This window comes from Nonomuraea sp. NPDC003804, from assembly GCF_040610675.1.
In the GTDB taxonomy this organism is placed as follows: Bacteria; Actinomycetota; Actinomycetes; order Streptosporangiales; family Streptosporangiaceae; genus Nonomuraea.
Genome location: NZ_JBEXMT010000003.1, coordinates 157,241 through 174,913, shown reverse-complemented (window position 1 = coordinate 174,913; position 17,673 = coordinate 157,241). Strand labels below are relative to the sequence as shown.

The following is a 17,673-nucleotide window of genomic DNA, read 5'->3' as shown; positions in this document are numbered from 1 at the left end:
TCGGTTGCGGTGTCAGGAGCAACAGTAGGAACCATCGCGGAAAGGTCGGTTCCGCAATAGGGAGCCGATGCGCTAGACGTTCGCGAAGACGTCGCAGAGGACCGCGCGGTGGGTCGGGCGGGCGGCGGCGTGGCGGCCGCGGCCCTCGTCGGTGATCCAGACGAAGACGCCGCGCCGGTCCATGTCGCAGACCCCGCGGCTGACCAGGCCGGCCTTCTCCAGGCGGGCCACGACGCGGGACAGGGCGCTCTGGCTCAGGTGCACCTCGTCGGCGAGCTCCTGCACGCGGAACTTCCGGCAGTCGGAGGAAACGATGCGATCGAGCACCTCGAACTCGCTGGCGCCGAGATCGTGCTTCTCGCCGAGCTCGCGCTCGAGCGCGCACTGCGCCTTCGCGTGCTTGGCCAGCACGTCGTGCCAGGCCCTGACCACGGCCTCCTCGTTCATGACGCGGAGAATACCACCAGGTAAATATCTATGCAACCACATTAAATTCGGTTGCATCTAATGCAAGTGCATGTAGTCTCAGTGTCCATGTCCTCCACTTCTGCTCGTACTGCTGGGTGGGGCGCGCTCGCCGTGCTCTGCGCTGTGATCTTCCTTGACGCTCTTGACGTGTCGATGGTCGGTGTCGCCCTGCCGGCCATCCAGACGGATCTGGGGCTCTCTCCTTCGTCGTTGCAATGGGTGGTCAGCGGCTACGTGCTGGGATACGGCGGTCTTCTGCTTCTCGGGGGCAGGACCGCCGACCTGCTCGGGCGGCGCAGGGTGTTCCTGGTCGCGCTGGGCGTCTTCGCCGTGGCCTCGCTGCTCGGTGGCATCGTCGACGACGGCACGTTGCTGATCGTCGCCCGCTTCATCAAGGGCATGAGCGCGGCGTTCACCGCGCCGGCGGCGTTGTCGATCATCACGACGTCCTTTCCTGAGGGGCCCGAGCGCAACAGGGCGCTGAGCGTCTTCACCGCCTCGGGGGCCAGCGGGTTCTCCCTCGGCCTGGTGCTGTCCGGCCTGCTGACCGAGCTCGACTGGCGGGCGACGTTCCTGATGCCCGTGCCGGTCGCGATCCTCGCCCTGGTCGCCGCGCTCAAGGTGCTGCCCAAGGGCCACGAGGACCGGGCCGAGGGCGGCTACGACCTGATCGGCGCGGTCCTGATCACGGCCTCGATGCTGCTGCTGGTGTTCACGGTGGTCCAGGCTCCGGAGGCGGGCTGGCTGTCGGTCCGCACCATCGGCTCGCTGCTGGCCTCCTTCGTCCTGCTCGGCCTGTTCGTCTTCGCCGAACTGAGGGTCAAGCACCCCCTGGTGCGGCTCGGCCTGCTGCGCTCGGCCCCGATCGTGCGGGCCAACCTGGGCCTGGTCATCCTGTTCGGCTCCTACGTCGGCTTCCAGTTCGTGGCCATGCAGTACTTCCAGAACCTGCTGCACTGGTCGGCGATGCAGACCGCGCTCGCGTTCCTGCCCGCCGGTCTGCTCGTGGCGCTGACCTCCACCAAGATGGGCGACTTCGCCGACAGGTTCGGCACGGCCAAGCTCATCGTCATCGGCTCGGCCGCGCTGGCCGGCGGCTATGCCATCTTCCTCGGGATCGACGAGAGCCCGAGCCTGGGCGGCCTGGTCATCCCCGGCATGGTGCTGCTGGGCATCGCCTTCGCGCTGTCCTTCCCGTCGCTCAACATCCAGGCGACCAACGGCGTGCACGACGACGAGCAGGGCCTTGCCTCCGGCCTGCTCAACACCTCGGGCCAGGTCGGCGGCGCGGTCGTGCTGGCCGTGGTCACGGCGGTGCTGACCTCCGGCTCGGCCGGCGGCATCACCATCGAGTCGCTCAAGACCTCGATCATCGTGCCGCTGATCCTGGCGGTGGTGGGCCTGCTGATCTCGGCCACGGGGCTGAGCTTCCGCCGGGCGCCCGCCGTCGAGGCCGACGAGGTCAAGGTCTACGAGACGGTCTGACCGTTCGGCGAGACGGTCCGCCCGTCCCGGCCGAGAACGGCCTCCCCGCCGCGCGGGGAGGCCGTTCTCGTCATGTCATGAGCAGGCGCGCCTGCCGCCACAGGTCGTCCAGGACCGCGGGGTCGTTGGAGATCTTGGCGAAGAGCACCATGCCCTCCAGCTGGGCGACCAGCGCCCTGGCCGTGGCGCGCTCGGCGCCCGGCCCGAGCGCGCCGTGCACCAGGTCGACCTGCTCGCCGAAGATCTGCTCGAGCCTGGCCCTGACGACCTCGTCCTGGTTGCTCAGCTCCAGCGCCAGGTTGGCCAGCAGGCAGCCGTTGATGACGCCGCTGGTCTCCTTGGAGCGTCGCTGGGCCTCGGTCTGGTCGCGGAAGAGCTGTTCCAGCCCCGCGCCGGCGAGCGTGTCCACCCAGTCGGCCCGCTGCCTGCGCCAGTGCTCGTCGATCACCTCGAGCGTGAGCGCCTGCTTCGACTCGAAGAAGTGGTAGAAGCTGCCCTTTCTGACGTCGGCCTTCGCGCAGATCTCCGCGACGCCGATGCTGCCGTAGCCACGGCTGTGGATCAGCTCGCAGGCGGCGTCGAGAAGGCGCTCGCGGGCGTTGCTCTGTCGTCCCATGCGAAGAGCATACTTGAAAAATAGTTGACCGGTCGTCTACTGTGACCGCATGATCAAGGTTGCGATCGCGTATCACAGTGGCTCCGGCCACACCGCCCGCCAGGCCCGCGCAGTGGCGGCGGGCGTCGACTCCGTTCCCGGCGCCACGGCCGACCTCCTGGAGGTGGCCGCCATGGACGACGGCCTGTGGCAGGCACTGGCCGAGGCCGACGCCATCGTGTTCGGCTCGCCCACCTACATGGGCAGCCAGTCCGCGGCCTTCCAGGCCTTCGCCGAGGCCAGCTCCAAGGTCTGGGCCGAGATGGGCTGGCGGGACAAGGTCGGCGCGGCGTTCACCAACTCCGCCGGCGTCAACGGCGACAAGCTGCACACCCTGACGTCGATGGCGCTCCTGGCCGCCCAGCACGGCATGCACTGGGTGACGCTCGGGCTGCCGCCCGGCTGGCTCTACAGCTCGGCCGGTTCCCCCGAGGACCTCAACCGCCTCGGCGCCTTCATCGGCGCGATGGCCCAGTCACCCTCCGACCTCGGCCCCGACGCGGCCCCGCTGGAGTCCGACCTGCGCACCGCCGAGCACCTCGGCCGCAGGGTGGCCACCACGGCCCTCCAACTCGCCCACGGCCGGCGCGTTCAGGCGGTGGCGTGACCATGGGACGGCTGGAAGGCCTGCTCGGCCTCGACCACCCCGTCGTCCAGGGCCCGTTCGGCGGCGGCCTGTCGTCGGTGGCGCTGGCGGCCGCCGTCTCCAACGCCGGAGGCCTCGGCTCGTACGGCGGGCACATCCTGCCCCCCGACCGGCTCACCGCCCTCGTCGCCGAACTGAAGGCGGCGACGGACCGGTCCTTCGCCGTCAACCTCTGGGTCCCGCACCCCGAGGAGAAGGACGCGGTCGCGACCCAGGCCGACGTGGAGCGGCTGCGGCCCTACTACGACGCGCTCGGCCTCACCCCGCCCACCCCGTCGCCCGCCCCCGACTTCACCGAGCAGGCCGCCGCCCTGCTGGACGCCGCCCCACCCGCGATCAGCTTCGTGATGGGCGTCCCGCCCGCCGATGTACTGGCCGAGGCAAGGCGCAAGGGCATCGTCACCATCGGCACCGCCACCACCGTCGACGAGGCCGTCGCGCTGGAGGCGGCCGGGCTCGACGCGATCGTCGCCTCCGGCAGCGACGCGGGCGGCCACAGGGGAGCGTTCCTGCGGCCGGTACGCGAGTCGCTGGTCGGCACCTTCTCCCTGATCCCGCAGGTGGCCGACAAGGTCTCGGTCCCGGTCATCGCCGCGGGCGGGATCGCCGACCGGCGGGGCGTCGTGGCGGCGCTGGCGCTCGGCGCCGACGCCGTCCAGGTCGGCACCGGCTTCCTCGTCACCGAGGAGTCGGCGGTGGGGGAGGCGCACCTGCGGGCGCTGCTCGGCGACGAGGCCAGGGTGACCGTCCTGACCAGGCTCTTCTCCGGCCGTACGGCCCGCGCCATCCCCAACACGTTCGTCAGGGAGATGGCCGCCTTCGAGGACGTGGTGCCGCCCTATCCCGCGCAGAACCAGCTCATGCTGCCGATCCGCAGGGCGGGCGGCGCCGAGCACGCCAACCTGTGGTCGGGACAGGCCGCGCCGCTCGTCAGGAGGCGCAAGGCCGCCGCGTACCTGTCCGATCTGGCCGGGCTTACCGCGGAGTGAGCCAGGGCATCTAGGAGGTATGCGGTCTTCGCGCGTTGGCGTCCTCGTGGTCGGGCTGGCCGTTCTGGCCGGATGTGGCACGGGCGCGCCGCCCACCGCCTCGGTGGCGCCCAGCGCCGGCCCTTCGGCCTCCACCGCCGCCGCCGGTGACACGTCCTCCGCCACGTCGGCTCCGAGCGCGGCCATGCCCGTGCCCACCGGCACCGCCGACGTCGAGGTGGAGGGCGATCCCGGCGAGGCCGTCCAGGTCAAGACGGTCAGGTTCGCCGACCACGGATCCCTCGACAGGGTCGTCATCGACCTCGACGGCGACGTCGCCAACTACAGCGTCAGCTGGGTCGACGAACTGGTCCAGGACGGCTCGGGCGAGCCGATCGACGTGAAGGGCGGCGCCTACCTCCAGGTGACGCTCAAGCCCGCCCGCGCCCACACCGACAAGGGCGCGCCGACCTGGATCGGCGGGCCCGTCTTCCAGGCCGGGCTCGGCAACGTGCAGAACGTCGTCAAGACCGGCGACTTCGAGGGCGTGGTCGGCGTGGGCCTGGTGCTCGACCACCGGGCCCCGTTCTCGGTGGCGAAGCTGACCGGCCCCGATCGCCTGGTGATAGACGTGGCACACTGACAGATGTGGTGAGAAAGATCGAAGGGGCGACCCGCATCCCCGTTCCCGGCGGCAAGGTCATCGACGAGCACATCGGCCGCGTCAACAGCGGCGACGAGGCCGTCTCCATCGCGCACATGACGGCGCCGCCAGGATGGGAGGAGCCCGCGCAGACGCCCGAGTTCACCGAATACACGGTCGTGCTGCGCGGGACCGTCGTGATCGAGCACGCCGAAGGTGTCACGGAGGTTTCGGCGGGCCAGTCGTTCGTCTCCGAGCCGGGCGAGAAGATCCGTTACAGCGTGGGGCCCGACGGCGCCGAGTACGTCGCGGTCTGCCTGCCGGCGTTCTCGCCCGACACCGCCAACCGCGGTGAGTAGGGCCCCGGCCACCAGCTCCTCCTGCCCAGCAGCAGCAACGCCGCGGGCAGGATCAGCACGCGCACCACGACCGCGTCCAGCAGGACGGCGACAGCCAGGCTGAAGCCGATCTGCTTCATCTCGGCCAGGTGCAGGAAGACGAAGCTGGCGAACACCGTCACCATCACGACCGCCGCGCTCGTCACGACGCTCGCCGAGCGGGCGACGCCGTCGATGACCGCGTGGCGTTGGTCTGGTCGGCCAGCTCCCGGTAGCGCTGTTCGGCGGCCGTCTCGGCGCGCTGCCGTACGAGCCTGAAGTAGAACCCCAGGCCGCCCAGGGCGACCGCGCCGAGGGTCACCATGACCATGCCGGGGATGATGATTTCCTTCAAGCGGTCGGTCCTTCCTGGTCATCGGCTTGCAGCACGTCGAGGATCGTCCCCGCCGTCAGGTGGATGTCGAAGGGGAGCAGCCGGTAAAGCTTCATGGCCTTGCCGTCCAGGGACAGCTCCAGTTCCCCTGCGACCAGCCCGGCCTTCTCCATGCGTTCCAGGTGCATGTAGAGCAGCGGGCGCGAGATGCCCAGGCGCCTGGCCAGCTCGCTGACATGCACCCTGCCCTCTGCCAGCTCGGCCACGATCCGCAGGCGCAGCGGGTGGCCCACGGCGGCCAGCACCGCCAGCAGCTCTTCACTGGTCAGCGCCATCTCCTTTCACCTGTAAGAAAAGACTGACATGTGGAAGTGTGGCCGTCAAATGCCGGATGGGGAGCGATAGGATGACGAGATGAGCCAGCGACCCAGTCTTGCCGAGATCCGCCGGGCCCCGAAGGTGCTCCTGCACGACCACCTCGACGGTGGCCTGCGGGCGGAGACCATCGTCGATCTGGCCCGCGAGTCGGGCTACGACCGGCTGCCCACCACCGACCCTGACAACCTCAGGCAGTGGTTCGAGGAGGCCGCCGACTCCGGTTCGCTGGTGCGCTACCTGGAGACCTTCGACCACACGGTCGGAGTCATGCAGACCCGCGAGTCGCTGGTCAGGGTGGCCGCCGAGTGCGCCGAGGACCTGGCGGCCGACGGCGTCGTCTACGCCGAGGTGCGCTACGCGCCCGAGCAGCACACCACCACGGGGCTCAGTCTCGACCAGGTCGTGGAGGCGGTGCTCGAAGGCTTCCGGCAGGTGCCCGGCATCAAGGTCGGCACCCTGCTGACCGCGATGCGCCACCAGGCGCGCTCGATGGAGATCGCCGAGCTCGCCGTCCGCTACCGCGACGTCGGCGTGGTGGGCTTCGACATCGCCGGCGCCGAGGCCGGCTACCCGCCCACCCGGCACCTCGACGCGTTCGAATACCTCCAGCGGGAGAACGCCCACTTCACCATCCACGCCGGCGAGGCGTTCGGCCTGCCGTCGATCTGGCAGGCCATCCAGTGGTGCGGCGCCGACCGGCTCGGCCACGGCGTGCGGATCATCGACGACATCTCGGTGGCCGGCGACGGCACCGCCAAGCTCGGCCGGCTGGCCGCCTACGTCCGCGACAAGCGCATCCCGCTGGAGATGTGCCCGACCTCCAACCTGCAGACGGGGGCCGCCGCCTCGATCGCCGAGCACCCGATCGGGCTGCTGCGCAGCCTCCACTTCCGGGTGACGGTCAACACCGACAACCGGCTGATGAGCTCCACCACGGTCTCCCAGGAGTTCGCCAAGCTGGTCGAGGCGTTCGGCTACGGCTGGGACGACCTGCAGTGGTTCACGGTCAACGCGATGAAGTCGGCCTTCCTGCCCTTCGACGAGCGGCTCTCGCTCATCAACGGCGTCATCAAGCCGGGGTTCGCGCAGCTCAAGTGGCAGGCATGAAACAGACCTACCGCTCGGCGACCGCCTTCGTCCTCGGCTGGATCTGGCTGGCGTTCGTGGCGTTCAACGCCGTCGACCTGATCGTCCGCTACAGCGGCAAGTCGTCACTCGTGGCGGCGGCGGTGCTGGGCGTGCTGACCGCCGTCGTCTACGTCACGGCGTTGCGTCCCGCCACGATCCTCGTGGAGGACGGGCTGCGGGTGCGCAACCCGCTGCGCACCACGTTCCTGCCGTGGCCGGCCATCGACGACGTGCACGTCTCCCACACCATCAGCATCACCCACGGCGACGACGTGCTGCGCGCGTGGACACCGCAGGCCTCGGCGAGGGAGCGGGCCAAGGCCGGTCGCCGCGGCGCCCCCCGCCGGCAGCGCGGGCGCTTCCAGACCGAGCCCGTCCTGTCCAAGGGGGAGCAGGCCGCCCAGCAGGCCATGGCGGGCCGGACGCACGCCGACTGGGTGGCCGAGCAGATCACCGAGCGCGCCGAGAGCGCCAAGCGGCGCGGCGCGGCGCCCGGCCAGGTCCGCGCGGTCTGGGCGCCCGACGCGCTCGCGGCCTGCGCGGCCGCGCTGGTCCTGGTCGTGGTCGCCATCCTGCTCTGACCGCCGCGGGCTGACCAGACGTCGCGGGTTGACCTGACGTCGCGGGTTGACCCTGACACGGTGTGAGGCCCTACACCTGGAGCAGTCATGTTCAGCATCGGAGACTTCGCCAGGCTCGGCCTCGTGTCGGTGCGGATGCTGCGCCACTACGACGCCATCGGCCTGCTACGCCCCGCGCACGTCGACCCGGTCACCGGCTACCGCTCCTACCAGGCCGGGCAGCTGGCCAGGCTCAACCGCGTCGTCGCGCTCAAGGATCTCGGCTTCACCCTGGAGCAGGTGGGCTCGATCCTCGACGACAGGGTGAGCACCGAGGAACTGCACGGCATGGTACGGCTGCGCCGCGCCCAGCTGGCGGCGCAGATCAGCGCCGACCTGGCCAGGCTGCGCGGGGTGGAGGCGAGGCTGCGCGCCATCGAGAAGGAGGGCGCCATGAGCGCCGACGACGTCGTGGTCAAGAAGGTGGCGCCGGTCAGGGTGGCGCAGCTCAGCGCGCGGGCGGCCAGTTACGACACCGAGGACATCGGCCCCGTCATCAAGCCGCTCTACCGGCAGATCCGCGAACGCCTCGGCGCGGCCGGCGTGCCGATGCAGGGGCCCGGCATCGCCTACTACCTGGCCGAGGACGACGGCTCGGTGACGGTGCACGCGACGTTCCCCGTCAACCTCGGCGCGGGCGAGGTCCACGACTTCGAGGTGGTGGACCTGCCCGGCATCGAGACGGCCGCGACCATCATCCACCGGGGGCCGATGGAGAACGTCGGCCCGACCTTCCAGACGCTCGCCCATTGGATCGAGGAGAACGGCTACCAGGCGCTCGGCCTGGCCCGCGAGGTCTCCCTGCACTGCCCGCCCGACATGGACGAGTGGGTGCACGAGCTGCAGATGGAGATCGCGAAGACCTGACGCCTCACAGCGCCAGGACCGAGCGCAGGTCCGCCTTGAGCGTCTCCAGGTCCGCCGCCGCCTCGGCGCGGGCGTCGGCGACCTCGCCCGTCACCGGGACGACGACCTCCAGGTAGCACTTGAGCTTCGGCTCGGTGCCCGAGGGCCGCACGACCACCCGGGCGCCCCCCGCCAGGTGGTAACGCAGGCCGTCGGTCGGCGGCAGCCCGCCCTCGCCCGCCGCCAGGTCGTCCCACGACTCCACGGTTCTGCCGCCCAGCGTCGCCGGCGGCGTCGCGCGCAACCGTGCCATGGCGCCGCCGATGAGCGCCAGGTCCGCCACGCGGAAGGACAGCTGCGACGTGGCGTGCAGGCCGTACCGCCTGGCCTGCTCGTCGAGCAGGTCGAGCAGCGTGCGCCCGGCGCGCTTGGCCGTGGCGGCGATGCCGGCGACGGTGAGCGCGGCGCCGATCCCGTCCTTGTCGTGGACGGGCAGGCCGTGCTCGCCGCCGACGCTGTGGCCGAGCGCCTCCTCGTAGCCGTAGACCAGCCCCTCACCCGCCCGCATGATCCACTTGAACCCGGTGAGCGTCTCGGCGTACCGCACGCCGTGGGCGTCGGCGATCTTGCCGAGCAGCGTCGAGGACACGATCGTGGTGGCCACCAGCCGGTCGCCGCGGGTGTGCGCGATCACGTGCTCGCCGAGCAGCGCGCCCACCTCGTCGCCCGTCAGCATCCTGAACCCGCCGCCGGCGAGCGGCACGCCCACCGCGCAGCGGTCGGCGTCGGGGTCGTTGGCCAGCACCAGGTCGGCCTCGATCTTCGCGGCCAGATCCAGCGCGAGGTCCATCGCGCCGGGCTCCTCCGGGTTGGGGAAGGCCACGGTGGGGAAGTCGGGGTCGGGGTCGCGCTGCTCGGCGACCGTCGCAGGCTCGTCGAAGCCGGTCCCGCGGAAGGCGCTGACAAGCGTCCGGTGGCCCACCCCGTGCATCGGCGTGTACGCGACGCGCAGGTCACGCGCCTCGCCCAGCGGCAGCTCGGCGAGCGCCGCCAGATAGGCCTCGACGACGGTCGCGTCGAGCACCTCGCCCTCGCCGAGCGGCAGGGAGCCGACGGGGGCGGCCGCGTCGATCGCGGCCGAGATCCAGCCGTCCACCGGCGGCACGATCTGCGACCCGTCACCCCAGTAGACCTTGTAACCGTTGTCGCGGGGCGGGTTGTGGCTCGCCGTGACCGTCACACCCGCGTCGGCGCCCAGATGCCGTACGGCGAAGGCGAGCACGGGCGTGGGCAGCGGCTCGGGCAGCAGCGAGGCGCGCAGCCCGGCGCCCGCCAGCACGGCAGCGGTGTCCCTGGCGAAGATGTCGGACTTGTGGCGGGCGTCGTAGCCGATGACCACGTGCTTGCCCGGGCCGAGCACGGCGGCCAGGCCGGCCGCGGCGCGCATCACGGTGACGCGGTTCATCCGGTTCGGGCCGGCGCCGAGCTCGCCGCGCAGGCCGGCCGTACCGAACTCGAGCTTGGCGCCGAAACGGTCGGTGAGCGCCGCGGGATCGTCGAGCAGGCTCTCCAGCTCCGCCCTGGTCTCGGGGTCAGGATCCTGGGCGAGCCAGGCCAGCGCCTGGTCCCTCAGCTTCACAGTTTGTCGACCACCTTGGCCAGCAGCACGCCCATCCGCGCCGCCGTGGCGCGGCCGACCTCGAGGACCTCCTCGTGGTTGAGCGGCTCGCCGACCAGGCCGGCGCCGGGGTTGGTGACCAGCGAGATGCCCAGCACCTCCGCGCCGCCCTCGCGCGCCGCGATGGCCTCCAGGACCGTGGACATGCCGACCATGTCGCCGCCGAGCGTGCGCAGCATCCTGATCTCGGCGGGCGTCTCGTAGGTCGGGCCGCGGAAGGCGACGTAGACGCCCTCCGCCAGCGACGGGTCGACCTCCCGGGCCAGCGTGCGCAGCCGCACGGAGTAGACCTCGGTGAGGTCGATGAAGGTGGCGCCGGTCAGCGGGTTGGCACCGGTCAGGTTGATGTGGTCGCTGATCAGGACCGGGTCGCCGACGTTCTGGGTCTCGGGCCGCAGCCCGCCGGCCGCGTTGGTGAGCACCACCGTGCGCACCCCGGCCGCCAATGCCGTGCGCACGCCGTGGACGACCGGCTCGACGCCGAGGCCCTCGTACAGGTGGGTGCGGCCGAGGAAGATCAGCGCGTGGCGCCCGGAGGGGGTGCGCACGACGCGGATCTTCCCGGCGTGGCCGGCCACGGCGGGCGGGGCGAAGCCCGGCAGGTCGGTCACCGGCAGCTCGACGAGCGTGTCGCCGATCGCGTCCGCGGCGGGCACCCAGCCCGATCCCATCACGAGCGCCACGTCGAAGACGTCGAGCCCGGTGGCCTTCCTCAGCGCGGCGGCGGCCTCCTGGGCGTGCACATAGGTCATCTCAGTAGTTTAGGAGGAGCCGGTCAAGCACCCGCACTCCAAACTGGAGCGACTCAACCGGGACACGCTCATCCACACCGTGGAACATCGCCGCGAAGTCCATGTCCTTCGGCAGACGCAGCGGAACGAACCCGAACCCGCGCACCCCCAGGTCGGCGAAGAAGGTCTTGTTGTCGGTGCCGCCCGACATGCAGTACGGCACCGCCCGCGCGGTCGGGTCCTCCGCCTTCAGCGCCGCGATCATCGCCTCGACCAGCGCGCCGTCGAACGTCGTCTCCAGCGCGATGTCGTGCTGCACGAACTCGCGGCGCACGTTCGGGCCGAGCAGCTCGTCGACGGTCTTGAAGAAGTCGTCCTCGTAGCCGGGCAGGAAGCGACCGTCCACGACCGCGCTCGCCTGGCCGGGGATGACGTTGGCCTTGTAGCCCGCCCCCAGCATCGTCGGGTTGGTCGTGTGGTGCAGCGTCGCGCCGACGAAGCGGACCAGCGGGCCCAGCCTGTCCAGGACGGGACCCGGGTCCTCGGGGTCGAACGGCAGGCCGAACGCCTCGGACACCTCGGTCAGGAACCGCCGCACGGTCGGGGTGAGCGTGATCGGCCACTCGTGGCCGCCCAGCCGCGCCACCGCCTTGGCCATCTCGGTCACCGCGTTGTCGGCGTTGAGCATGGAGCCGTGGCCGGCCGTGCCGTCGGCGACCAGCCGCATCCAGGCCAGGCCCTTCTGCGCCGTCTCGATGAGGTAGAGCCGCAGCGACGGGTCGACCTCCAGCGAGTAGCCGCCCACCTCGCTGATCGACTCGGTCACGCCGTCGAACAGGTCCCGGTGGTTGGCGGTGAGGTACTTGGCGCCGTAGACGCCGCCCGCCTCCTCGTCGGCCACCCACGCGAAGACCAGGTCACGCCTGGGCCGCCGGCCCTCGCGGACCATCTGGCGCAGGACGGCCAGCATCATCGCGTCCATGTCCTTCATGTCGACCGCGCCGCGGCCCCAGATGTAGCCGTCGCGGACCTCGCCGGCGAACGGGTCGACGCTCCAGTCGGCGGCGTTGGCCGGCACCACGTCCAGGTGCCCGTGGACCAGCAGGGCGGGCAGGGACGGGTCGGTGCCCTCGATCCTGGTGACCACGTTGCCCCGGCCGGGAGCGCTCTCGCTGTAGTGGGCCTCGACGCCGACCTCGGCCAACCGGGCCATGACGACCTCGGCGGCGGCGCGCTCGCCGGGTCCGCTCCCGTCGCCGTAGTTGCTGCTGTCCACGCGGATCAGCTCGGCGGTCAGCTCGGCGACTTCCAGTTCGGCGGGGGTCATGAGTACTCCAGGCTCTTGCGCAGGAATCCGCGCTTGTAGGCGCGGGTGATGAGGGTGACGTTGACGTCGGTGACGTCGTCCAGCGGGCCGACGACCTCCGTCAGGAACCGGTAGAGGTCGGCCTCGTGAGCGACCGCCACCTGGACGAGCATGGTGTAGGTGCCCGAGGTGGCCGCGCAGTAACGGACCCCGGGGTCGCCGGTGAGCCGCTCACCGACCTGGTCGAGGCCGTGCGGGCGGACCCGCAGCCACAGCTGCGCCTCGACGTCCAGGCCCAGCAGCGAGGGCTCGACCTCCGCTCGCAGCATCAGCAGCCGCCGCTCCAGCAGCGAGGCGACCCGGCGCCGGGCGGTCGGCACCGAGACCCCCAGCTCGTCGGCGATCGCGGTGAACCCGATCCGGCCGTCGCTGACCAGCAGCTCGGCCACCTCGCTCTCCAGCGGGGACAGCCCGTCGTGGTCGGGCAGCTCCACCGGCGGCGACGGGGGACGCAGCAGCGCCACCTCCTGCTCGGTGAGGTACGGCGCGTGCCACTCGGCCACCGTGCGGAAGGTGTGCAGCACCACCTGCGTCTGGGTGCCCGCGACGCCGTCGATGCCGTGCACCTCGACGTTGAGGATCTCGTGCAGCGCGGTCCTGCTGGGGGCGACGAGCTCGGCCCCGATGTCGGCCGCGCCGGTCACCGAGTAGACCGAACGCGTGTCGGGCCTGCTCGCCAGGGCGTCGGCGACCGCGGCCGCGGTGCCGGGCCGTACCTGGACGTGCAGGTGGACCGGACGGCCGTGGCCGGAGCGCAGGTCGTCGTAGATCGCGGTGACCTGCACCGCGCCCTCGGCGATCAGCCGTTGAAGCCGCCGGGCGACCGTGCGCTCGTGCTCGCCCACCGCCCTGCCGATCTCACCCCACGACGCGCGCGGGCTGACCTGCAGCGCGGCGACCAGGCGCCGGTCGAGAACGTCCACCTCGGGCTGTCTCCATGTCGGGTTTGTAAATATGTGGCGAGATATTTGACTGTTTCGGTCGTCCGGATGCACAGTAAGCCATCCCCGAACGCGAAGCAAAGGAGCCCCAGTGGCAACCCCCTCCCTTGAGCATTCGCCACTCGGCATCCCCCGAAGCCGCGGCCGCCAGCTCCTGGCGGCCAACGTCGGCAACGTGGTCGAGTGGTACGACTGGTACGCCTACAGCTTCCTGGCCGTGTACTTCTCCGAGCAGGTCTTCCCCAAGAACGACAACCCTCTCGTCCCCGTGCTGAGCGCGTTCGCGATCTTCGCCGTGGGCTTCTTCATGCGACCGCTCGGCGGCCTGCTGGTCGGCTCCTTCGCTGACAGGTTCGGCCGCAAGGCCGCGATGACGTTCACGATCGTGCTCATGGGCGCCGGCTCGCTCCTGCTGGCCGTCACCCCGACCTACACGGCCGCGGGCGTGCTGGCGCCGATCATCCTGACCCTCGCCAGGCTCATCCAGGGCCTGTCGGTCGGCGGCGAGTTCGCCGCCGCCACGACGTTCCTGGTCGAGTCGGCCCCTCCGGGCCGCAGAGGCCTGTTCTCCAGCTTCCAGTACGTCAGCACCACCATCGGCCAGCTCCTCGCCTCCGGCCTGGCCGCCCTGCTGGCGACCATGCTGGTCAAGGAGGACATGGACTCCTACGGCTGGCGCATCCCGTTCCTCATCGGCGCCGTCATCAGCCTGGTCGGCCTGTGGATCCGCAAGGGCGCCGACGAGACCTCCGCCGTGGCGCAGGAGATCCAGGAGGGCAAGGCCGAACGGCCCAAGCTCTTCGAGTTCCTGACCCGCCACCCGAGCAAGGCCGCCCTGATCGTCGGCATCACCGTGGCCGGCACCGTCGCCTACTACACCTGGACCACCTTCCTGCCCACCTACGCCCAGCAGAACGTCGGCTTCGACAAGGCCATGTCCCTGCAGGTCGGCACGATCTCGCTGCTGTTCTTCATGGTGCTGCAGCCCGTGCTCGGCATGCTGTCGGACCGGATCGGCCGCAGGCCGATGCTCATCGCCTTCGGCCTGGCCTTCACCCTGCTGCCGGTGCCGCTGCTCAGCGCGCTGTCGAACTCCTTCGCCAGCCTGCTGACCATCCAGCTCATCGGCATGGTCTTCCTCGGCTGCTTCACCTCGATCTCGGCCGCGGTCAACTCCGAGCTCTTCCCGACACGCGTGCGGGCCTCAGGTGCGGGTTTCCCGTACTCGCTGACCGTCGCCATCTTCGGCGGTACGGCGCCGCTGATCGGCACCGCGCTGAAGGACGCCGGCAACTCGGCACTGTTCCCCTGGTACATGTCGGCCCTGGCGCTGGTGTCGACCCTGGTCTACGTCTTCGCGTTGAAGGAGACCAAGGACCAGCCGTTGTCCTAGCTAGCCGCCCAGCGACGTGCAGGGCCTGCCGCGCAGGTCCTTCACGTAGTCGTCGGGGGCGCCTGCCTTCTCCGCCGCGTCGGCCAGGATGCCGAGGTAGCGGGCGGAGGGCAGGCCGCCCTCGTAGCTGTCGAGGACGTAGAACCAGGCGACGACCTCACCGTCGAGCGTCTGCACGCGCAGCCGCACCTTGTGGTAGAGGCCGCCGGCGGCGCCCTCCCACTGGTCGAGGGAGTTCTCGTCCCACTCGGGCACGTCGTAGAGGACGACGAAGACGTGCTCCTCGGGATCTTCCACGATCGTGGAGAGCGCGCCCTCCCAGCCGATGTCCTCCCCGCCGAACGTCAGGCGCCAGCCCTGCAACCAGCCGACGCCGCGCATCGGTGAGTGGGGGGCGCGCACGGCCATCTGCTTCGGGTCCATGTTGGAGCCATAGGCGGCGTAGACAGGCACAGCCACCAAGGGTAGCCCCGTTCGTCGGCGGGTTGCGAGATGCGGGACAATAGGACACGTGACAAGGATCGTGATCATCGGTGGCGGACCAGGTGGCTACGAAGCGGCCCTCGTGGCCGCGCAACTCGGCGCGCAAGTCACGATGGTCGAAGAGGACGGCCCCGGCGGCGCGTGCGTGCTGACCGACTGCGTGCCGTCCAAGACCCTGATCGCGACCTCGGTCCGCAAGCAGGCGCTGCTCGACGCGCCGTCCCTGGGCGTCCACTACAGCGGCGGCTCCGACGGTGACGTCGGGGCGGCCGAAGTCGACATGCCGCTGGTCAACAAGCGGGTCAAGGAGCTGGCGCAGGCGCAGTCGGCCGACATCGGGACGCGGGTCGCCGCCGAGGGCGTCGAGATCATCAAGGCTCGCGGGCGCCTGGTCGACCCCCAGGTCGTGCGCGCGGGTGACCGGACGATCAGGGCCGACGTGGTGATCGTGGCGACGGGCGCCACCCCGCGCATCCTGCCGGGCGCCGAGCCCGACGGCGAGCGCATCCTCACCTGGCGGCAGCTCTACGACCTCGACGAGCTGCCCGAGCACCTCATCGTGGTCGGCTCCGGTGTCACGGGGGCCGAGTTCGCCGGCGCCTACCGCTCGCTCGGCTCCGAGGTCACGCTGGTCTCCTCCCGCGACCGCATGATGCCCAACGAGGACGCCGACGCGGCCGAGGCCCTCGAAGAGGTCTACCGGCGGCGCGGCATGAACGTCATGGGCCGCTCCCGCGCCGCGTCCGTCAAGCGCACCGCCGACGGCGTCGTGGTCACGCTGGAGGACGGGCGCACCGCCGAGGGCACCCACGCGCTGATGACGGTCGGCATGGTCCCCAACACCTCAGGACTCGGGCTCGAGGAGGCGGGCGTGACCCTCGACCGGGGCGGGTTCATCCAGGTCGACAAGGTGTCGCGGACCTCCGCTCCCGGCGTGTACGCCGCGGGCGACTGCACGGGCGTGCTCATGCTGGCCTCCGTCGCGGCCATGCAGGGCCGCATCGCCGTCTGGCACGCGCTCGGCGAGGCGGTGCAGCCGCTGCGGCTGGCGACCGTCGCCTCCAACATCTTCACCGACCCCGAGATCGCCTCCGTCGGCGTGTCGCAGAAGCAGATCGAGGCGGGGGAGATCGAGGCCAACGTCGTCAAGCTGCCGCTGTCGACCAATGCCCGGGCGAAGATGCAGGGCTTCAACGACGGCTTCGTCAAGCTCTTCTGCCGCCCGCACACCGGGATCGTGCTCGGCGGCGTCGTGGTGGCGCCCAGGGCCTCCGAGCTGATCCTCGCGGTGTCCGTCGCGGTGCAGCAGCGGCTCACGGTCGACCAGCTCGCCCACACCTTCGCGGTCTACCCGTCGCTGTCCGGGTCGATCACCGAGGCGGCGCGCAGGCTGATGCAGCCGACCGCCGCGATCGGCATCTGACACCCGGGCCGTCCGGCGGGCGCCCGGCGACCGGGTGTGGTCAGGCGCGGTAGGCGCGTGGGCGCCGGGCGGCGCTCGCCCAGAGGGTGAGGGTGACGGCCAACCCGAGAGAGCCGACGACCACCAGCACGAGCCCGACGGAGACCCTGGGCCCCGCCTGCGGCTGCGGTTCGACGTCCAGGCGCATGGCGCTCTGCTCCTCGGGGGTCGGCGACGGCGCCGCCGTGGAGTAGCCTTTCACGCCCTCGGGAAGCGTCTTCGGCCTGCCGGTGGCGCCCGTCAGGTCGAGGTCGTCGGCGAAGGTGAAGTCGGCGTCCTGGACGTTGGCGCCGCGCAGGACGGCCCCGTCCATCTCGGCGGAGCTGAAACGCGCCTCGCGCAGGTCGGCGTCGCGGAAGACGGCGTTCGGCGCCTCGATCGAGATGAGCTCGGCCTCGTGCAGCTTCGCCTTCGTGAAGTCCGCCTTGCGGGCGTTGGCCTGACCGAGCTTGGCGTCGGCGAGGTCGGCGCCGACCAGCTTGGCCAGCGTGAGGTTCGACTGGCCGAGCACGGCCCTGGTGAGCCTGGCGCCGCTCAGGTTCGCTCGCGGGAACTGCGCCTGGGTGGCGCCCACGTCCACGAGGATCGCGTTCCGCAGGTCGGCGTAGTCGGCGTGCATCTGACCCAGGTCGGCCTCGCTCAGGTCGGCCTCCCTGAAGTCGGTGTACTTGGCGGTGACCTGGCTGAAGTCGGCCTGCTTCAGCGAGGCCCGCCGCAGGATCGCCCCCGTCAGGTCCTTCTGGGTGAGGTCGACGCCGTCGAGCTTGGCGCGCGTCAGGTCGGCGCAGCGCAGCGTCGAGGGCAGCGCGCGGCCCTTGGTGAAGTCGGCTCCGCGCAGGTTCACCCGGTCGCTGGGACGGCACGGCCCCGCCTGGGCGAGCGCGGGAGCAGCCGGCGCCAGCGCGAGAACGGGCACCAGAGCCACGGCGGCGCATAAGGCGAGGGCGATCAGACGGCGCAACAGGGCCTCCTAGACACTGGCCCCGAGGTCTGCCAGGCGGGTGGTTTTGCCCCTACTTTACAAAGCGGACCCCCGTCCGCGCGCGGCGAGCCCGGCCGTGCACGCGAAAG

At 71.0% G+C, this 17,673-nt stretch carries 21 protein-coding genes; 10 read left to right on the top strand and 11 right to left on the bottom strand.

Annotated features, from left to right (window positions below; all coding sequences use genetic code 11):
* Positions 1-72: 72 nt before the first annotated feature.
* A complete protein-coding gene (locus ABZX22_RS05130) occupies positions 73-447 on the bottom strand; it encodes a MarR family transcriptional regulator (RefSeq protein WP_354906213.1) in 375 nt (124 codons plus the stop codon).
* A gap of 60 nt (positions 448-507) precedes the next feature.
* Here ABZX22_RS05130 and ABZX22_RS05125 point away from each other — a divergent pair, with 60 nt between their 5' ends.
* Positions 508-1,953 carry an MFS transporter gene (locus ABZX22_RS05125; RefSeq protein WP_354906212.1) on the top strand — a complete coding sequence of 482 codons (1,446 nt, stop codon included), beginning with the start codon at positions 508-510 and terminating at the stop codon, positions 1,951-1,953.
* A 70-nt stretch (positions 1,954-2,023) separates the two neighbouring features.
* On the opposite strand, the gene ABZX22_RS05120 is transcribed toward ABZX22_RS05125, so the two are convergent.
* Positions 2,024-2,569, bottom strand: a complete 546-nt coding sequence (locus ABZX22_RS05120; protein ID WP_354906211.1) for a TetR/AcrR family transcriptional regulator — start codon at positions 2,567-2,569, stop codon at positions 2,024-2,026.
* 49 nt (positions 2,570-2,618) lie between these two features.
* Here ABZX22_RS05120 and ABZX22_RS05115 point away from each other — a divergent pair, with 49 nt between their 5' ends.
* The 4 genes from ABZX22_RS05115 to ABZX22_RS05100 are packed head-to-tail and all read left to right on the top strand — an operon-like array spanning position 2,619 to position 5,224.
* The gene (locus ABZX22_RS05115) at positions 2,619-3,215 is read left to right on the top strand and encodes a flavodoxin family protein (protein ID WP_354906210.1); all 597 of its coding nucleotides are present in this window, start codon (positions 2,619-2,621) and stop codon (positions 3,213-3,215) included.
* Positions 3,216-3,217: 2 nt separating this feature from the next.
* Positions 3,218-4,243, top strand: coding sequence for a nitronate monooxygenase (locus ABZX22_RS05110; RefSeq protein ID WP_354906208.1), 1,026 nt, complete (start codon positions 3,218-3,220; stop codon positions 4,241-4,243).
* Between the two features lie 19 nt (positions 4,244-4,262).
* Positions 4,263-4,865: a hypothetical protein gene (locus ABZX22_RS05105; protein ID WP_354906206.1), complete on the top strand. Its 603-nt coding sequence runs from the start codon at positions 4,263-4,265 to the stop codon at positions 4,863-4,865.
* Positions 4,866-4,870: 5 nt separating this feature from the next.
* Positions 4,871-5,224, top strand: coding sequence for a cupin (locus ABZX22_RS05100; RefSeq protein ID WP_354906204.1), 354 nt, complete (start codon positions 4,871-4,873; stop codon positions 5,222-5,224).
* Here the strand turns inward: ABZX22_RS05100 and ABZX22_RS05095 are convergent.
* The 3 genes from ABZX22_RS05095 to ABZX22_RS05085 are packed head-to-tail and all read right to left on the bottom strand — an operon-like array spanning position 5,140 to position 5,911.
* A complete protein-coding gene (locus ABZX22_RS05095; RefSeq protein WP_354906203.1) occupies positions 5,140-5,409 on the bottom strand; it encodes an MMPL family transporter in 270 nt (89 codons plus the stop codon). The two genes, ABZX22_RS05100 and ABZX22_RS05095, sit on opposite strands and share 85 nt — an antisense overlap.
* Positions 5,406-5,597, bottom strand: a complete 192-nt coding sequence (locus ABZX22_RS05090) for a hypothetical protein (RefSeq protein WP_354906202.1) — start codon at positions 5,595-5,597, stop codon at positions 5,406-5,408. Before ABZX22_RS05090 ends, ABZX22_RS05095 begins: the two co-directional genes overlap by 4 nt.
* Positions 5,594-5,911: a winged helix-turn-helix domain-containing protein gene (locus ABZX22_RS05085; RefSeq protein ID WP_354906201.1), complete on the bottom strand. Its 318-nt coding sequence runs from the start codon at positions 5,909-5,911 to the stop codon at positions 5,594-5,596. The genes ABZX22_RS05090 and ABZX22_RS05085 overlap by 4 nt, the downstream gene beginning before the upstream one ends.
* A 79-nt stretch (positions 5,912-5,990) precedes the next feature.
* Between ABZX22_RS05085 and ABZX22_RS05080 the strand changes: the two genes are divergently transcribed.
* The 3 genes from ABZX22_RS05080 to ABZX22_RS05070 all read left to right on the top strand — a co-directional run bounded on the left by ABZX22_RS05080 (position 5,991) and on the right by ABZX22_RS05070 (position 8,569).
* Positions 5,991-7,061, top strand: coding sequence for an adenosine deaminase (locus tag ABZX22_RS05080; RefSeq protein WP_354906200.1), 1,071 nt, complete (start codon positions 5,991-5,993; stop codon positions 7,059-7,061).
* The gene (locus tag ABZX22_RS05075) at positions 7,058-7,663 is read left to right on the top strand and encodes a PH domain-containing protein (protein WP_354906198.1); all 606 of its coding nucleotides are present in this window, start codon (positions 7,058-7,060) and stop codon (positions 7,661-7,663) included. The genes ABZX22_RS05080 and ABZX22_RS05075 overlap by 4 nt, the downstream gene beginning before the upstream one ends.
* A gap of 87 nt (positions 7,664-7,750) precedes the next feature.
* A complete protein-coding gene (locus ABZX22_RS05070; protein WP_354906196.1) occupies positions 7,751-8,569 on the top strand; it encodes a MerR family transcriptional regulator in 819 nt (272 codons plus the stop codon).
* Between the two features lie 4 nt (positions 8,570-8,573).
* On the opposite strand, the gene ABZX22_RS05065 is transcribed toward ABZX22_RS05070, so the two are convergent.
* Genes ABZX22_RS05065 through ABZX22_RS05050 form a run of 4 tightly spaced genes read right to left on the bottom strand, consistent with a single transcriptional unit; the run spans position 8,574 to position 13,246 of the window.
* Positions 8,574-10,187: a phospho-sugar mutase gene (locus ABZX22_RS05065; protein WP_354906195.1), complete on the bottom strand. Its 1,614-nt coding sequence runs from the start codon at positions 10,185-10,187 to the stop codon at positions 8,574-8,576.
* Complete coding sequence (locus tag ABZX22_RS05060; RefSeq protein WP_354906193.1) at positions 10,184-10,978, bottom strand: purine-nucleoside phosphorylase; 795 nt, start codon at positions 10,976-10,978, stop codon at positions 10,184-10,186. Before ABZX22_RS05060 ends, ABZX22_RS05065 begins: the two co-directional genes overlap by 4 nt.
* A gap of 1 nt (position 10,979) precedes the next feature.
* Positions 10,980-12,284, bottom strand: a complete 1,305-nt coding sequence (locus ABZX22_RS05055) for a M20/M25/M40 family metallo-hydrolase (RefSeq protein WP_354906191.1) — start codon at positions 12,282-12,284, stop codon at positions 10,980-10,982.
* Positions 12,281-13,246 carry an Lrp/AsnC family transcriptional regulator gene (locus ABZX22_RS05050; RefSeq protein ID WP_354906190.1) on the bottom strand — a complete coding sequence of 322 codons (966 nt, stop codon included), beginning with the start codon at positions 13,244-13,246 and terminating at the stop codon, positions 12,281-12,283. Before ABZX22_RS05050 ends, ABZX22_RS05055 begins: the two co-directional genes overlap by 4 nt.
* A gap of 109 nt (positions 13,247-13,355) precedes the next feature.
* Between ABZX22_RS05050 and ABZX22_RS05045 the strand changes: the two genes are divergently transcribed.
* The gene (locus ABZX22_RS05045; RefSeq protein ID WP_354906189.1) at positions 13,356-14,657 is read left to right on the top strand and encodes an MFS transporter; all 1,302 of its coding nucleotides are present in this window, start codon (positions 13,356-13,358) and stop codon (positions 14,655-14,657) included.
* Here the strand turns inward: ABZX22_RS05045 and ABZX22_RS05040 are convergent, their stop codons facing one another.
* The gene (locus ABZX22_RS05040) at positions 14,658-15,110 is read right to left on the bottom strand and encodes a gamma-glutamylcyclotransferase (protein WP_354906187.1); all 453 of its coding nucleotides are present in this window, start codon (positions 15,108-15,110) and stop codon (positions 14,658-14,660) included.
* A gap of 58 nt (positions 15,111-15,168) precedes the next feature.
* Between ABZX22_RS05040 and ABZX22_RS05035 the strand changes: the two genes are divergently transcribed.
* A complete protein-coding gene (locus tag ABZX22_RS05035) occupies positions 15,169-16,563 on the top strand; it encodes an NAD(P)H-quinone dehydrogenase (protein WP_354906186.1) in 1,395 nt (464 codons plus the stop codon).
* 40 nt (positions 16,564-16,603) lie between these two features.
* Here the strand turns inward: ABZX22_RS05035 and ABZX22_RS05030 are convergent, their stop codons facing one another.
* On the bottom strand, positions 16,604-17,563 hold the full coding sequence (locus ABZX22_RS05030) for a pentapeptide repeat-containing protein (RefSeq protein WP_354906185.1): 960 nt from the start codon (positions 17,561-17,563) through the stop codon (positions 16,604-16,606).
* Between the last annotated feature and the right edge of the window lie 110 nt (positions 17,564-17,673).

Bases quoted from the DNA above. Each gene is read 5' to 3' on its own strand.
- ABZX22_RS05130 (WP_354906213.1), bottom strand. From the start codon at position 447: ATGAACGAGGAGGCCGTGGTCAGGGCCTGGCACGACGTGCTGGCCAAG.
- ABZX22_RS05105 (WP_354906206.1), top strand. From the start codon at position 4,263: ATGCGGTCTTCGCGCGTTGGCGTCCTCGTGGTCGGGCTGGCCGTTCTG.
- ABZX22_RS05125 (WP_354906212.1), top strand. From the start codon at position 508: ATGCAAGTGCATGTAGTCTCAGTGTCCATGTCCTCCACTTCTGCTCGT.
- ABZX22_RS05060 (WP_354906193.1), bottom strand. From the start codon at position 10,978: ATGACCTATGTGCACGCCCAGGAGGCCGCCGCCGCGCTGAGGAAGGCC.
- ABZX22_RS05075 (WP_354906198.1), top strand. From the start codon at position 7,058: ATGAAACAGACCTACCGCTCGGCGACCGCCTTCGTCCTCGGCTGGATC.
- ABZX22_RS05080 (WP_354906200.1), top strand. From the start codon at position 5,991: ATGAGCCAGCGACCCAGTCTTGCCGAGATCCGCCGGGCCCCGAAGGTG.
- ABZX22_RS05055 (WP_354906191.1), bottom strand. From the start codon at position 12,284: ATGACCCCCGCCGAACTGGAAGTCGCCGAGCTGACCGCCGAGCTGATC.
- ABZX22_RS05115 (WP_354906210.1), top strand. From the start codon at position 2,619: ATGATCAAGGTTGCGATCGCGTATCACAGTGGCTCCGGCCACACCGCC.
- ABZX22_RS05120 (WP_354906211.1), bottom strand. From the start codon at position 2,569: ATGGGACGACAGAGCAACGCCCGCGAGCGCCTTCTCGACGCCGCCTGC.
- ABZX22_RS05085 (WP_354906201.1), bottom strand. From the start codon at position 5,911: ATGGCGCTGACCAGTGAAGAGCTGCTGGCGGTGCTGGCCGCCGTGGGC.
- ABZX22_RS05070 (WP_354906196.1), top strand. From the start codon at position 7,751: ATGTTCAGCATCGGAGACTTCGCCAGGCTCGGCCTCGTGTCGGTGCGG.
- ABZX22_RS05110 (WP_354906208.1), top strand. From the start codon at position 3,218: ATGGGACGGCTGGAAGGCCTGCTCGGCCTCGACCACCCCGTCGTCCAG.